Consider the following 12847-nt stretch of genomic DNA (forward strand, 5'->3'; position numbering starts at 1 on the left):
CCAGGAGTTCCAGGTCCTTGGTCCAGCCGCCGAGCGGGGCGGAGCGGACGCTGGAGTCGTCGGGCAGACGGTCGATGAGGGAGATCAGCCGTCGGAGGCCGATGAATCCTGGCTGCCCGGGGCGGAGCCAGACGCCTCGGGCGTCGAGTCCGTGGTGGTAGCGGGAGAGGTCGGATTCGACGTCTCCGAAGCGTTCTCGGAGGAGTCGGCCGACCGAAAGAGCTTTCCCAACTCCACCCCGTAAACCCTGGCCAGGCCGGTCGTCAGCCGGACGTAGTCGCCGACGGACGGGCGCTGCTTGGTGAAGTCCTCGTACTGCTCGAGCAGGAGGATCGCGTACGTCTCACGGACCGCGCCGAGGAACTTCCGCGGCAGGGACGGGCGCCGGAACAGAGCGGCAATGACCTCCGAGACGCCGGCGTCGCCGTCGGCGGACTCGATGACCTCGCCGAGGAGACCGACCAGGTCCAGCTCGTCGGACAGGAGCGGATCGAGCGCTTCGGCCGGCAGCTCCGCCGGGAAAAGGAACTGCTCTCCGCCGAGACGGACGGGAATGCCGTGGGGGTACTGAACCTCGCGGCGCTCGGCGTCCAGGTCGATGACGAACATGGGTGTGACCTCTCGTGTGTGCGTAGCTGGGTCGCATTGGTGCGGCAGCGCGCGGACAGTGGCAGTGCCGCATGGCTTACGTCGCGCCGTGGGCCGCCCCTGCTGTGCTGGGGCGGGGAGGGGCGGCCCGGGAGCGGGTTACTCGTAGGTGAAGCCGCCGGCCTGGGTGACGGTGCCGCCCGCGGTGGTCACGACCACGTCCTTCGCGCCGGCGGTGCTGGCCGGCGTGGTGACGGTCAGCTCCGTGTCGCTCTCGATGACCAGGCCGGTGCCTGCCGCGCCGCCGAACGTCACGCCGGTCGCGCTGTCGAGGTTGGTGCCGACGATGGTGACGTTGGTACCGCCGGCGATGGGACCGGTGGACGGGGTCACGCTGGTGATGGTCGGCGCCGGGGGCTGGAACGCCAGGTCGTCCGTCAGCACGTACCAGGCATCGGTGTCGTCGCCGCCCTGGACGGCCAGGCGCAGCGGCAGGACGGACTCCTTGGTCTTGGCGAGGTCCTTGGAGACGCCTTCCATCTGCATGGTGCGGGGGATGACGTACCTGTAGTGCTTGCCGCCGTCGATGACCTCGATGACCGCGGCGATCTCGGTGCGGCCCCCGATCCGGGGCGGGGCGAACCGGAAGTGCTTGGAGCCGCCTCCCTCGGGGGTGACGACGGTGATGGAGCCGCCGCCGTACACGGCCCGGAAGTTCTTGCCGGACCACTGCTGCAGGTCGACCTCGATGGTCGCCGCGTCGGTCGTCTGGAACGTACGGGTGGGGTAGGCGGACTGCGCGCTGCGGACCTGCTCAAAGTTGGGCTCAGAGTTGAACTTGAGGCTGTCTTCGGTGAACAGTCCGACGCTGTACCAGCCGGCAGGCATGGCCGACGTGGCGTCGGCCGGGGCGGTGGTCCCGACGGGGGCCAGCCAGACGCGGCTGAGCTGGGGGATGACGATCTCGTTGTTGTTCGTGGTCTCGCCGGCCATGGCGGGCCTCTCCTTGGTGTCCGGTGCTAGGGCGCGGACACCTTGGAGAGCCGGGAGGGTTAACGTCGCGTCCTCACGGGTGCAGGGTGGTGGAGAGGTTCATGACCCACCTGGGTTGCCCGTCGGCGAGGGGGGACCACAGCAGCAAGCCGGACGGCTTGATGCCGCTGACGACCGGCCGGCCAGGGACATGGGGCGCCTCCCCCAGCTCCTGCGCCGCCTTCGCGCAGCGCAGGAGGATTCTGCGGAGTTCCGCCTTCCCTGGCCAGCCGCCCGGGTCGCCCCACGCCTCGAGGGTCACCTCCGGGGAGATGGCCCAGTTCAGGTCTCGCAGGTCCCCTCCGGGGCCGTGACCCACCAGGAGGTGCGGCCAGGGCGCTTCTGCGATGCCGGACACGCGACCGGGGCCGCCGAGTGCGTCGGCGGCCTGGTTGCTCTGCTGGAGCCAGGCGAGGATCTCGGAGACCGGATCGGCGTCCGCGAGTGTCAGTTCGGTCATCAGGTACGGGCGATGTAGCCCTGCCCGCGCAGCCGGCGGGCGTAGTCGGGAGAGACGCTGATCTCGGAGCCGGGCCGGTAGTCGACGCCGTCGATGGTCAGGTGGTGCGACAGCCGGACGGACACCGGATCGGCGCCCACGGCGAGAGGTGGGCCGACGACGGGCGGGGCCTGGGCGGGGGCGCGCTTGGGGCGGGCCGCAGGGGTGTCGGTGACGTCCGTGGTGGACTCCTCCGCCGCGGCGGCCACGGCGGGCTTCTTGGTGGTGGTGTTCGTAGCCATGGCGCGCACTGTGCGCACCGGAGCCGTTTGTGTCGCGTCGTGGGTCAGCGGCGGGCAGCGACGATGGCGGCCGCCCGGGACATGAAGAACGTTCCCTCGGCCCGGAGGTTGCCCGGGTAGACGGTGCCCACCTCGGCCTCGACGACCTGGTCCGCCTCCACCGACACGGTGACGGTGACCTTCTTCCCCGCGATGACGGGCTGGCCGGTGGTGATGTGCCGGGCGATGCCCTTCGGGTCCTTGTGCGTGGTGCAGCGACAGTTCTTGATGTTGGCGACCGCCCGCGAGCTCTCGTCCTTGGGCTGGAGCATGTAGGTGTGCTCACCGAGACCTCGGTGCTTCATGTCCCAGTCCATCGAGTTGATTTTGAAGCGAAGGTTCCCCGGGACCACTTGGCCCTGCGCGGCAACGTGGGTGGGGCGGACCCGGTTGTCGCCGACGGTCACCCACCGTTTGGTGGGCGGGGCCAGCCGCTTCGCCTCCACCTCCACCTGGACCGCGATGCGACGCACGGCGGGGGCGAGCATGCGGGCGAGCTGCTCCTCGAGACCCTGGGCCGGGGTGAACTTCGCGCCGGCCATCACGGCACCTCCGGCGGGTTGAGGGTGGCGGCCGCCTGGACGTAGTCGGCATCAGAACAGCCGGGAACGGCGTGCTTGCGGGCACTGGACAGGGTCCAGGACCGGCCGGTCTCGTCGGTGATGGTGTCGCCCGGCTCGACCGGCCACGCGCGGGGGTCGAGTCGTACCGTCCATGTGCCGTCGGGCTGCTCAAGGACCGACCCGGGCCAGGTGCCGCGCGCGGCCGGCTTGACGTTCGGGTTCGGAGGGACGGGCACACCGTTGGCGTCGCGCTCCCATGGGTGGGCGAGCACATACACGGTGAGTACGGCGTTCGGCAGCACGACGGCCATGGTGCGGGCGGCTCCCTTCGTCAGAAACGGCGGTAGCGGGTGGTGGAGTACGGCCACGGCGGGCGGGCCGGACGGTTCAGCGGCTGGAACAGGCGGCGCTTCCATCGCGAGAGGCTGCTGAGCTCGGGCAGTGAGCCGGCCTGGCCGGTGGTCGGCGCGGACTCGTAAGAGATCGACTGTCCTTCCGCGCTGACGGAGGACACGCGGCGGCCCTGGGCGCCGACTCCGCCGGGGCGCAGCCGTTCGGCTTCCGCAGCGTGCGTGGTCACGTACCGGACGACCGCGTCGTTCGCGGCGCCGTCGAAACCGACGAGGAAGTCGACGTCGTAGGTGCCGTCACCGCGGTCGCGGTAGGCGGACACCTGGACCAGGTCGTCGGCCTCGAACGGCCACGACTCGGCGTCCTCGAGCTCCTGGCGGCCACGCTGGTACGGCGTGAGGGCGGTGCGGGTGATGAGCTGGGGGATGACGGGCTGGCCGAGGTAGGCGACGACGTCGGCCTGTGCCTTACGGATGGCGGTGAGCAGGTCGTCGCGCTGCTCTGGAGTGAGGGGGAGCGGCATGCCGAGTTCGCCGGCAACCGCTTCCGGGGAGGTGACGAGACCCAGCCCGAGGGGGAGATCCAGTCGGAGGGACTGGTCCTTGACGGGCTGGGACCCTTCGCTCGGGGTGAAGGCGACGGTGGCCCAGTAACGGCCGGGTGGCACGTCGGGCAGCGCGAACCGGTAGACGCCGGCACGCAGCCGGACGCCTGGCCCTGTTCCCGCCACGAGGGTGGTGCGGTCCGGGCCGTCGTAGAGGGACAGGCTGGTGACCTGTCCCCCGGCCGGTTCGGGGTCGTAGTGCGCCCCGCCGTACATGGGCCTGTAGTCGTACGTCACCCCGGCCCCCCTTTACTGCTCGCCAGCCGCGTCGTCGGCCTGAACGGCGAGACGCGCGGCCTGGGCCTCAAGCCGCTCCCGGATCCTGGCTGCGACGCCCTCGGAGACGTGGGCGCCCTTGGGCTGCAGAAGCCGGTGAACGGGGTTGCGGTGCGGTCCGAGGTAGGTCTTCTCGACCAGGCGCACGGTGCACACGAGGACCGATCCGTACTCGGTGAGCGGTACGAACACGCCCGCCACATCGGCCGGGGGCTCCTTGGTCGCGTCGTCGATGATGACCTCGGAGAGGTTCTCGTCGTCGGGGATGACCTCGGTCGGGGTGGCGTACACGGGTGCCTCGGGCGCGGCCGGAGGCTCCTGAACCGCCGGCGGCTCGAGCGGAGCGGCGTCGGGCGCCTTCGGAGAGCTGTCGGTGGCCGGGGCGGTCTCCTCGGCCGGTGGCGCGACGGGCTCGGCGGGGGTGGTCTCCTCCGCCGCCGCGGCGGTCTCGGCGGCCTTGGCCGCCGCGGTCTTACGGGTGCGGGTGGTGCCTGCCATGAGTGGCTCCCTCTCGGGGTGGTGGTCCGGACGGCGCGCACCCTGCACGCCGGGCGAGGCTTGTGTCGCGCCCTACCTCGAGGGGCGGGCCGCGGCGTAGGTTGGCCCAGGGCGGCCCCCGCGCCCGTGCGTAGGGGCCGCCCTGTCGCGCGGGTCAGGAGTAGGTGAACCCGCCCGTCTTGGTGACGTTGCCGGAGTCGGCCGCGACAACGACGTTGACAGCGCCGGCTGCACCGGCGGGCGTCTTGACGCGCAGCTCGGTGGCAGAGACGACCTTGAGTTCGGTGCCGGGCGTGGCGCCGAAGTTCACGGCGGTGACTCCGTCGAGCCGGGTGCCGGTGATGGTGACGGTGGTGCCGCCCGCGGCCGGGCCGGTGGCCGGGGTGATGGTCGAGACGGTCGCCGCGGGGGTGAAGAGGCGGTCGATCTCGGACTGGGGAACGACAGTCCCGGCCTGGTAGAGCAGGTGACGCCGGGAGCCTTCCGGGCGGCCGTCGCCGCGGCCGTACGGCTTGGTCTCGTACACGTCCTCGGTGACGCGCATGGGGGTGTCGCTGGCGGGGGTCGCGGGGAACGCGGACTGCTTGATGCGTGTCCCGTCTTCCTTGTAGAGGCCCATGGGTTTCCTTCCTGGGGTCGGTGGCCGGGGAAGGATGGGGCACGGCGGGTGCTTGGGTCGCGCGTTACCGGGAGCGCGGGAGACTTGCCCAATTGGGCAAGAACGATCTTGGTGCCGCGGCTCCGGGGGGTGGATCCCCCGGAGCCGCGGGCGCTGGTCACTCCGTTTCCACTGACAGGTAGGTTTCGATCCACACGTGCGCCCCGCACGGAAGCGGCCTGTCCGGCCGGTAGATGACGCGCGCAACCTCGGCACCGTTGGCGTCCCGGATGATGGCCGTGTGGGCGTAGGCGTTGCTCTTGTACGTCTTGACGGTCAGGACGGGTTCGTTCTCGCCGTGCGTCCGGTTGCGTCGGATGACGTGCTGATTGACATGGATGATCGTCTTCATGGGCGGCCGCTGCTGTACTGCTTGCCGGGGCCGCGACGCCGCGCGTCCTGGTCCCGCTGCAGCTCGCTGAACCGCTTGTCGCCCTGCCTCTTCTGCAGGTGCTTGATGTTGTTCGCAGGGATGCCGATCTTCTGCGGGCCCAGCACGGACACCAGGCACCCCTCCGTCGCGGTCGCACGGGAGGTGTATCCGGCCTCCTCGAGGGACCCCTCGTCGGGGAAGATGTCGACGTGCCTCTCGATGGTCACGTCGACGAGGTGGTCCTCGCGGCCCCCGAGGGAGTACACCCACTTGAAGTTGGCCGGCGGGTCCGGTTCGACAACCTCGCGGAACAGGCTGACGCTCTTGGTGTACGCGTAGAAGCGGACGCCCGGCGCGGCCCTCATCACACGCATCCACGCTTCGGTGTACTCCCGGGAGAAAAAGTCCCCCGCGTCATGGCAGCGCACCCACCGGTCTTGGTAGCGCTTGTGCTGGAGCTCGGCGGTCATCTGCGCTTCCCAGCCGGGCAGATCGTCGAGCACCATCATCAGGTTCGCCTCGTGGCGCGCCCTGACGCCCTTGAACCGGTAGGCGCCCTGCCTCGCGTAGCAGAGCTGTGCGCAGATCCCGGCGGAGGGACAGGTGTTGTAGTTGCGGCCGTCGGGCAGGGTCCCGGCCCACGCCGGGATCGACCAGTTGTAGATGCCCTGCCGGCGCATGTCTGTGTTCTGGGTGAGTAGCCACCGTGGTTTCTCAGTCATGGCCGGAAGGTGGGGTTCCGGGGTGGCTTGCGTCGCGTTCAGAGGATCCGCAGGTCGTCCCAGCCATCCGGGCCGACGCTGAACACCAGCAGTCCGGACGTTGATACCTCGCCGGAGCGCACGGCGTACCAGTCGCTCCCGTTGTCGAGCGTCGGGGCCTGGATCCAGAGTCGACCGTTGCCCATCTGCTGGGCTCGGAAGTGATGGAAGTGCCCCGTGATCAGAACGTCGGCGTCCGCGACGGGCTGGCGGCCGAACGTCTGCCCTCTCCACCAGTCGCCGGCCTTGTCGGGGCGGGGGTACTGGTGACCGTGGGCCAGGCCGACGATGTGCCCGGCGATGTCCAGGCTCACGGTGTCCCGCCACCGTTCCGGCATCACGAACGAGACGTGCCCGTAGGCGTCCTGGTTGTGGGCGTAGGCGTCAGCAATCTGAGACATGACCTCGATGCCCCAGTCGTCGACGGGCGGGCCCACAGCGTCCTTCCCACGGCGCACACGGCCGTGGTTGGAACCGCAGGTCGCCGCGACGACGCGCCCGAAGCGACCGGCGAGCCGGTCCAGGCCCTCGAACGTCACCCGGCGGTGCACGCGGATCATCTCCGTCAGGGTCAGGTCGTTGGTGAACGCCTGCTGCGTCGTGTTCTCGAACCCTTCCACACAGTCACCGGCGTCCATCCACCACGCCGCGGTCGGCGCGCGGCCCACGGCCTTGAGGTCACGAATGTGGTCGTCGAGCCGGTCGAATCGGTCGGCGATCCGGGCAATGAGCTCGGGGGTACCGCCGTCCCGGCCCACCTTCCCGGCCTGCGCATCGGCGTACACGACGACCAGGGCGCGCTCCGCAGTGTCGACGATGGGGCGTGCCTTGCGGCGGCGGCGCATCGCGTCCCGGACGAGGGCATCGACGTCGCCGGCGGACATCCACGCGGGCGCAGCAGGCTCGATGACGTACCGGCAGCGCCACACGGCCCGGGTGACGGCGTCCTCGCCCTCCCTGTCGCGGTGCCAGGCGGCCGGGTCGTGCTTGGCCTCCACTAGGCGGACACGGAACCCGTCGGGAATGGACAGGCCCATCTCCTCGACCCGCTGGCGCAGTTCGTCGTCCCCGTTCGGTGGCTTCTCCGCGGGCGGGGCGGTGACGACCATGGTGCCGCCCGGCTCGTACCGCACACCCTCCTCCCAGCCGCGGGGTGCGGCCGGCTGCAGGCGCTGTGCCTGCGGGGGCTGGCTCTGGGAGTGGGTGGCAGGCTCGAGGAGCGCCTGCAGCTCGTGGTTCAGGGTCATCGCTCGCACCGGCATCCGTTGGGCATGCCGCGCCGTCGGTGCCGGGCGACGGTGTAGGCCGTGATGGGGTCGCCGTAGCGGCTGAGCGTCTCAGCGATGGCCGTGGCCGTGACGCTGGGGGTGTCCAGCACCGTGCGGAGGGATGCGGCCACGTCGGGGTCCGCGGCTTCCAGGAGGGCGCCGACGCTGCAGCGGGGGCCCCGGTGGGTGGCGGGGGCGCCGGTGAGAGCGTCCAGCTCCTGGGCGAGGCCTACGGGTTGTTTCTCGATCACCGAGCGTCCTCCGTCAGTTGTGAGGGTGGTACGTGGGAGGGGGCGCACCCGCGGGCCCGGGTGCACCCCCTCGCGCGGGCCGGGATCAGCCGGTGGTCGGCGTGGTCCAGGTACCGATGACGAACGACTCCGGGCGGGGCACCTCCAGCGCGAGACGCTCGTCCGCGCGGAACGTGATCAAGCCCTGTTCGTAGTTCGTCCCGTTCTCCGAGGAGACGGTGACGGAGACGCTCTCTCGGTCGTGGAGCTGCGCGCCAAGACCGAACGCACCGATCAGGAAGTCGGTGTCGGACATCGCGGTCGTTTCGACGACGTTCAACCGCCAGACCTTCTTCTCGGCGCCGATGGCGACGGCGATGGCGACGCGGAAGGCGCCGTTCTTGTCCTCCTCGACCTCGACGTGCTCCCACATCGTCGGGGACAGGACGATGCCGGTGGGGTCGTACTCGGCGAGCAGGGCCTTGGTGATGGCGCGCCGGATCTGGACGCTGTACTGGTCGGTGGCCAGACCGGTGTACTGCTGAACCCCCGGCGTGTTGTAGATGCCGGTGATCGACTGGCCGTCGCCGACGGAGTGGAGGAGGTCCCAGTCCTCGGCGTACTTCACGCCTTCGACCATGCGCGAATTCACGAAAGTCTTGAGCCGAGGCTCGTCCGACAGGATGTTCTTGTGGGCGTCGAGCAGGTGCGCAACCTCGGCGACCGGGTACATCACGGGCGTCAGCGTGAGCTTGGACCGCGGGGCCCGGCCCCAGGTGTCGGTCTCGGCGCCGGTCGCTGGCGACGTGCCGTCGGCGGCGTACCGCTCCTTGACCTGGCGGGCGTTGTTCGTCCAGCCGGTCTCTCGCGCGCCGTACAGGACGGCGTTCTTGGTGGTGGACTTCGGGAACAGGTCCCGGATGTGGAACTTCCGGAACGGCCGCTCGGCGATGCCCAGGTTCTGGGCGGAGCCGAGGACCTGGTGGGTCACCGTGCCGGCGGACAGGGAGAAGATGGACTTCCCCTCGATGTCGGCGCGGATGTACGGCTTGTCACGGAACCCGGCCTGCATGGCGTGCTTGTAGGAGTCGGACTCGACGAACAGGTCACCGAGCGACTTCTCCTCCATGCCGGGGCGCTGGCCGTAGTGGCTGGCCGCGGCCGGCGGCGCCTCCGGGGCGTCGAGGTACTGCTTGACCTCGGTCAGGTTCTGCTCGGCGTCGATGAGGGCCTTGATCTCCGCGGCTTCGCCGGAGACCTTGCGGAAGGCCTTGGCCTGCTCGCTGGAGACGACGAACTGTCCGCCGTCCTCGACCTTGAACGTCTGGCTGATGCGCTCGGCTTCGGCGGACTTCGCCTGGAGTGCCTTCTGCAGCTCCTGGATACGGCTGGTGGGCATTGGGGTGCTCTCCCTGATGCTGGGGTGCGGTTGACGTGCGTCGCTCGCCCGGCCAGCACCGGGACGCCTCAACGCGAGGCGGTATGGAAGAGGGAGAGGGGTGTTAACGTCGCGCGCTGCCCGCTCGGGTAGTCAAGAGCGGGCAGCGCATGGAGTTTGACCTGCTGTTTTGTTGTCGGCGGCAGGGAAGGGTCGCCGGAATCGGGTGGGTTCTGGGGTGCAACTCAGCTCTGCATCAGGGCGAGTGCGGCCTTCACCTCCTCCGCGTCCAGGCGGACGGTCTCGTCCTCCGGCGGGGCGGCCGCCCCCATGTCCTCGTCGTCTTCGTCGTCCCAGCTCGTGTCCTCGTCGCTCGTGTCCTCGTCGTCGCCGAAGGTGTCGTCGTCCCACAGGTCCAGTCCGACCGGGGCGGGCGCCGTCGGCCGGCGCGCGAACGTGGTGACGTCCCCCTCCTCGCTCTCGTCCTTGCCGGTGGCGACGTCCAGCCCCTTCGCGGACAGGGCCGCGATCAGCTCGCGCACCTTGTCGCGGACGCCTCCGAGCTGCTCCGGGCCGGCGGTGGTGCTGCTGACGCGGGCGGTGGCGTCAGTGAGTGCGTCGACGGTGGGCTGTACGACGCGCGCGTCGACGTCCTCGTCTTCGGTGGCGGCACGGTGCGCGGTGGTGCCCTCCGGCACGACGATGGTGGCGAGCTCGACGGACTGCGGCTTGGACAGGGTGATGTCGCCGGCGGCCGTGACCGTGTACGGGATCGCGTAGTAGGCGCTGCGGCGTTCGTCTTCGGAGTGCACGGACACGATGACGCGGTCCGGGTAGGTGCCCTCGATGCACGTCCACGTCTGGCCGTCTTGGTTGAGGAGCTCGCGGACCTTGTCGGAGAGCCGGGCGCGGAACTGTTCCTGAGACTCGGGCAGGGGCTTGGGGGACATCACGGGGGCCTCCAGGGGGGCATTCTTGGCCTCGGTGACCATGGATCGGGCGGACTTGTGCTCGATGCGCGGCAGAGCGCGGGCGGCCCGTACGGCGGCGCGCGCGGACTTCTCCTCGGTGGGGGCCACGCCGTTGCGGGTGGCCTTGAGGATGCCCTCGAGGATGTTCGGGGAGACAGGGCGGATCGGCTTCGGGGCCGGGCCCTGCGGGAGGGCCGCGCCGGCCAGGAGCTCCCACGGGGCTTCGCGGCACTCCGGCCGCAGGAGCGGCATGTCGGGCAGGGACGTGATCGGCCACCAGGCGGTGACCTCGGTGGCGTCGCCCTTGGGGTCGTCGGGGTTGGCGACGCGGCGTTCTTCGCTGGGCTTGTTGATGGGAACGGACGCCTCGGTCGGAACAACGGCAACATAGCCGCGGTAGATGCCGTTCGGGGCGACCCAGGTACCGACGATGCTCGCGGTGCCGGGCAGGGTCGAGCCGGTCTCCTCGCTCCACTCGCGCACTGCGGCGGCGAGGGAGTCCTCCCCGTCTTCCAGGTGTCCGCCGGGGAATTCCCAGGTGCCGGCGGCCGGGTCGTCGTCGTTGAGGGCGCGCTGGAGCATCAGCACGCGGCCGGTGTCGGCGGCTTTCACGACCAGGCCCGCAACCTTGACGCCCTTGCCTTCCGCGGGGGTGGCGACGTCGATCTCTACGTGGGAGGGCGTGGTCTTGTACTCGAGGCCCACGTGCCCGGCGGCGGACTTCACCTCAAGGCTGCGGGTCAGCGGGTGCGCGCCGTGCAGGACCGGGGAGACCTCGAACAGGTCCAGGTCGTGGATGACGCGGACGCCGTCGCCGCGGAGCGTTGCGCCTTCCGTCGGCACGCGGTAGCCGATGGAGAACGCGGCCTGCTGGTGCTCGTGCCACTGCTTGACCTGCTCGTAGGCGTCGCGGCCCTGCTGGGTGCGCAGGTTGTAGATCACGGTGGCGACGAGGGCGCCGGCCTCGGCGGGCCAGCCGGGGACGCTGGCGAATCGGGGGTCGCCGGGCCGCCACTCCTCGCACTCGATGACGACGCCGACGGGGTCCTTCCACCCGTGGTGCCAGACGGTTTTGACGGGGCGGGAGGCCAGGGTGCGGGCGAAAGCACCGGGCACGATGAGGTCGTTTACCTCGTCGACCACGCCGGTGACGGCGTAGATAGCCCGGCTGGTGCCTCGCTGACTGGTGCTGGGGCGTGGGGATCTGATGGGTGGAGCAGCGCTCGGCACGGCGGGGAACCTCCGGCGGTCGACAGTGGGCCGCCGGGCACCGTGCCGTTCGCGTCTGCCTAGTGTCCTGTTCTGGGCGCCGACTGTTGCGGGTGCGCCTCAGCCTGGGAACGGGCTGCATTCCAGCCCCGGGTCCAGTAGCGGTATCCGAACCGCTGTTCCTTGTCGCCGATGCGGTCGTACGGGCAGGCGTCGGAGGGGTCCCCCGCGGCGTATGCGGCCTTGCCCTCGTTGAATCGGACCAGGTAGGCCTGGCGGTCGAGCTGCACTCTCGGCTCTCCTTACTGGCCTTGGAACATCGAGTCCTGGACACCGCGGTCCCCCGGCGGTGCCGGGTCGGCCGGCGCCGCGGGGTCGGACGCAGCGTCCTCACCCTCGGGGCCGTGCGTGCGGGTCATCTGGGCGCCGTCCACGTCGGTCGCCCACGCGTCCGGGTCGGTGTACCGCCACACCTGTCCGGTCTCGTCGCGGACCCACCCGGTCAGTGTGCCGTCCGGAGCGCGGTCGAGCCAAGCCTGTTCGCCGTTGCTGCCGGTGTAGGCGCAGTACGCGTCTTCGGGGGTGGTCTCGTCGCCCTCGTCGTACATGTCGCCGGCCCAGGGGCGGGAGTCGTCCTCGGGCGGTGCGGGGGCTGCGGCCGGGTCCTCGGCGTCGCCTGCCTCCTCCGGTGGCATGTCCGTGGCCGGGGGCGCCGCGGGATCGGCCGGTTCGGCGGTCGCGGCAGGATCCTCGGGCAGGTCCTCCGGGAGATCCTCGGAGGGCTCGCTGTCGGAAACGCCAGGCTCGGCGCCCTTGAGCGAGGCCTCTTCGGTGCCCTCGGTCTCCTCGTTCTCGTCGTCGTCTTCCTCCCCGAAAGGCTTGCCGCCCTGGGGGAGAGCCTTGATGGCGAATCCGTATCTGGTCACAGTGCGGAGGATGACGAGCGCGACGGCTTGTGTCCCGGGCAGTGCTCCCTGCGCACCGCACCCGCCACCCCAACCAAGATCATTCTTGCCCAATTGGGCAAGTCTCCGGGATCAGTTCTCCGGAACGCGGGTCCTCTTCAGCACCTCCCCGCTCGTCTCGATGACGTTGGTGAACGTCTGCAGCACCGCAAGGACGGACGCGGTGTCATCCCCGGCCACGGTCTTGACGGGGCCGGTCGGGGACAGGGAGACAGACTCGCCCAGGTGGAGCTCCACCAGGGCCGCAGCCCGGTACGACCCGATCACCGGGCGGGCGGCCCGCCCGGTGATCTGCACTGTGTAGGTCGCACCGTCGTCGAACGAGCCGGTGACGGTGAGCAC

18 protein-coding genes are annotated in these 12847 nt (G+C 70.4%); all 18 read right to left on the reverse strand.

Annotated features, from left to right (window positions below):
* Positions 1 to 84: 84 nt before the first annotated feature.
* A complete protein-coding gene (locus FHS37_RS32550; RefSeq protein WP_184827885.1) occupies positions 85 to 609 on the reverse strand; it encodes a hypothetical protein in 525 nt (174 codons plus the stop codon).
* Between the two features lie 138 nt (positions 610 to 747).
* The gene (locus FHS37_RS40180; RefSeq protein WP_184827887.1) at positions 748 to 1581 is read right to left on the reverse strand and encodes a phage tail tube protein; all 834 of its coding nucleotides are present in this window, start codon (positions 1579 to 1581) and stop codon (positions 748 to 750) included.
* Positions 1582 to 1654: 73 nt separating this feature from the next.
* Positions 1655 to 2080 (reverse strand): hypothetical protein, encoded by a 426-nt coding sequence (locus FHS37_RS32560; RefSeq protein WP_184827889.1) that lies wholly within the window; start codon positions 2078 to 2080, stop codon positions 1655 to 1657.
* Positions 2080 to 2361, reverse strand: a complete 282-nt coding sequence (locus FHS37_RS32565) for a DUF7210 family protein (RefSeq protein ID WP_184827891.1) — start codon at positions 2359 to 2361, stop codon at positions 2080 to 2082. Before FHS37_RS32565 ends, FHS37_RS32560 begins: the two co-directional genes overlap by 1 nt.
* Before the next feature lie 44 nt (positions 2362 to 2405).
* Complete coding sequence (locus tag FHS37_RS32570) at positions 2406 to 2942, reverse strand: structural protein (RefSeq protein ID WP_184827893.1); 537 nt, start codon at positions 2940 to 2942, stop codon at positions 2406 to 2408.
* On the reverse strand, positions 2942 to 3274 hold the full coding sequence (locus FHS37_RS32575) for a hypothetical protein (protein ID WP_184827895.1): 333 nt from the start codon (positions 3272 to 3274) through the stop codon (positions 2942 to 2944). The genes FHS37_RS32570 and FHS37_RS32575 overlap by 1 nt, the downstream gene beginning before the upstream one ends.
* Before the next feature lie 20 nt (positions 3275 to 3294).
* Complete coding sequence (locus FHS37_RS32580; protein ID WP_184827897.1) at positions 3295 to 4155, reverse strand: hypothetical protein; 861 nt, start codon at positions 4153 to 4155, stop codon at positions 3295 to 3297.
* 12 nt (positions 4156 to 4167) lie between these two features.
* On the reverse strand, positions 4168 to 4692 hold the full coding sequence (locus FHS37_RS32585; protein ID WP_184827899.1) for a hypothetical protein: 525 nt from the start codon (positions 4690 to 4692) through the stop codon (positions 4168 to 4170).
* Positions 4693 to 4846: 154 nt separating this feature from the next.
* Positions 4847 to 5311: an IPT/TIG domain-containing protein gene (locus FHS37_RS32590; protein ID WP_184827901.1), complete on the reverse strand. Its 465-nt coding sequence runs from the start codon at positions 5309 to 5311 to the stop codon at positions 4847 to 4849.
* A 157-nt stretch (positions 5312 to 5468) separates the two neighbouring features.
* Complete coding sequence (locus FHS37_RS32595; RefSeq protein WP_184827903.1) at positions 5469 to 5702, reverse strand: hypothetical protein; 234 nt, start codon at positions 5700 to 5702, stop codon at positions 5469 to 5471.
* Positions 5699 to 6445: a GP88 family protein gene (locus FHS37_RS32600; protein WP_184827905.1), complete on the reverse strand. Its 747-nt coding sequence runs from the start codon at positions 6443 to 6445 to the stop codon at positions 5699 to 5701. The genes FHS37_RS32595 and FHS37_RS32600 overlap by 4 nt, the downstream gene beginning before the upstream one ends.
* 38 nt (positions 6446 to 6483) lie before the next feature.
* Positions 6484 to 7731, reverse strand: a complete 1248-nt coding sequence (locus FHS37_RS32605) for a metallophosphoesterase family protein (protein WP_229890204.1) — start codon at positions 7729 to 7731, stop codon at positions 6484 to 6486.
* Positions 7728 to 8003, reverse strand: a complete 276-nt coding sequence (locus FHS37_RS32610; protein ID WP_184827909.1) for a hypothetical protein — start codon at positions 8001 to 8003, stop codon at positions 7728 to 7730. Before FHS37_RS32610 ends, FHS37_RS32605 begins: the two co-directional genes overlap by 4 nt.
* Positions 8004 to 8088: 85 nt before the next feature.
* Positions 8089 to 9381, reverse strand: a complete 1293-nt coding sequence (locus FHS37_RS32615) for a phage major capsid protein (RefSeq protein ID WP_184827911.1) — start codon at positions 9379 to 9381, stop codon at positions 8089 to 8091.
* A gap of 224 nt (positions 9382 to 9605) precedes the next feature.
* Entirely contained in the window at positions 9606 to 11474 is a 1869-nt protein-coding gene (locus FHS37_RS40645) for an NUDIX domain-containing protein (protein WP_184827913.1), read from the reverse strand.
* 146 nt (positions 11475 to 11620) lie between these two features.
* Positions 11621 to 11830 carry a hypothetical protein gene (locus FHS37_RS32625; RefSeq protein ID WP_184827915.1) on the reverse strand — a complete coding sequence of 70 codons (210 nt, stop codon included), beginning with the start codon at positions 11828 to 11830 and terminating at the stop codon, positions 11621 to 11623.
* 12 nt (positions 11831 to 11842) lie between these two features.
* Positions 11843 to 12466, reverse strand: a complete 624-nt coding sequence (locus FHS37_RS32630; protein ID WP_184827917.1) for a hypothetical protein — start codon at positions 12464 to 12466, stop codon at positions 11843 to 11845.
* Between the two features lie 111 nt (positions 12467 to 12577).
* Positions 12578 to 12847, reverse strand: a complete 270-nt coding sequence (locus FHS37_RS32635; RefSeq protein ID WP_184827919.1) for a hypothetical protein — start codon at positions 12845 to 12847, stop codon at positions 12578 to 12580.

Origin of the sequence: Streptomyces griseomycini (assembly GCF_014203535.1) — a bacterium.
GTDB lineage: Bacteria > Actinomycetota > Actinomycetes > Streptomycetales > Streptomycetaceae > Streptomyces > Streptomyces griseomycini.